At 39.1% G+C, this 1,067-nt stretch carries 2 protein-coding genes; both read right to left on the bottom strand.

Features of this window, described 5'->3' with window-relative positions:
* On the bottom strand, positions 1 to 287 hold a 287-nt coding region (locus Q0507_RS02550; protein ID WP_298711917.1), incomplete at its 3' end, for a transporter substrate-binding domain-containing protein.
* Positions 288 to 545: 258 nt separating this feature from the next.
* Positions 546 to 1,022 carry a hypothetical protein gene (locus Q0507_RS02545; RefSeq protein ID WP_287509274.1) on the bottom strand — a complete coding sequence of 159 codons (477 nt, stop codon included), beginning with the start codon at positions 1,020 to 1,022 and terminating at the stop codon, positions 546 to 548.
* Positions 1,023 to 1,067 lie beyond the last annotated feature (45 nt).

The raw sequence follows: 1,067 nt of genomic DNA, 5'->3' as shown, positions 1-1,067 counted from the left end.
ATTTTTTTAGATTTTAGTTCCGCTTCTTTACTGGACCAGTCGATAGCTTTGAACTCTACATCCATGCCAGCACGTTTAGCTGCTTCTTTAGCCATGTCGATGTCAAAGCCTACGATTTCGCCTTTATCATCTTTAAAGCCCATTGGAGGGAAGCTATCATCTAAACCAATAACAATTTTCTTAGGTAATTCAGTATTAGCTTTTTTGGCATCGCCACCACAACCAGTTACAAATGCCATCATAGACACGGCTGCAAGGCCAACGGCCATCATCTTTTTCCAATTCATAACTATCCTCCACGGCGCTTATCGCCTATTTACTACCTACTAATATGCTTTGTACAGATTTACGTTCTGTACCCGATGATTGTATTATACTTTAGTTTGTTAAAGTTGTAAATAGTTAATTTAATGAATTTGTGGATTTTCCATCTTATAGATTCTTGTCATATATTTTATGTTTCTAGATTCATTTGCCACATGCTTCTGTAGGCTTATGTTCATATCTCTGTATGCCTATATTTTATTACGTTTAGTGCTTATGCTTTATGACTGCGTATGTTTATGGATGGCCTCAATCATAGCCATTTTATCCTTGTACGCCACTTGATGTAGGTCAAGCGGTATCACATAGATTCCACCATGACCATTCACGGCTTGCAATTCACGCCACCCTTCGGTAAAACCGATAATATGTTCATAATCAACAAAGACAAAATATTCATCCCCATAGAATAGACTGTGAAAGTATTCTTTCACAGAAAAAGGCCTACGTTTTAACACGAGGCCCTTTTCACAGATAAAAGCTTGACTTTCACCTAATCTATGAAGGGTCCACAATATTACGAGCAACAACAGATAATACCATACGCGTTCCGCCCAGTCTGAGGGCATATATTTCACGATCAACGCACACACAACTAGACCGATGATGCGACCGGTCCACTGGATTGCGCGATGTATTTCTAAGCTCTGTTGTACGGCACCTGATGAAAAGCGTTCCATCGCCTCTTGTTTCGTCATGGTTTACCTCACAAATTGAAAGTCTAGTATATGATTTTATTTACG

This window comes from uncultured Veillonella sp. (genome assembly GCF_938010505.1).
Taxonomy (GTDB): Bacteria; Bacillota; Negativicutes; order Veillonellales; family Veillonellaceae; genus Veillonella.
This window is presented reverse-complemented; position numbering and strand designations above follow the sequence as displayed.

Bases quoted from the DNA above. Each gene is read 5' to 3' on its own strand.
- Q0507_RS02545 (WP_287509274.1), bottom strand. From the start codon at position 1,022: ATGACGAAACAAGAGGCGATGGAACGCTTTTCATCAGGTGCCGTACAA.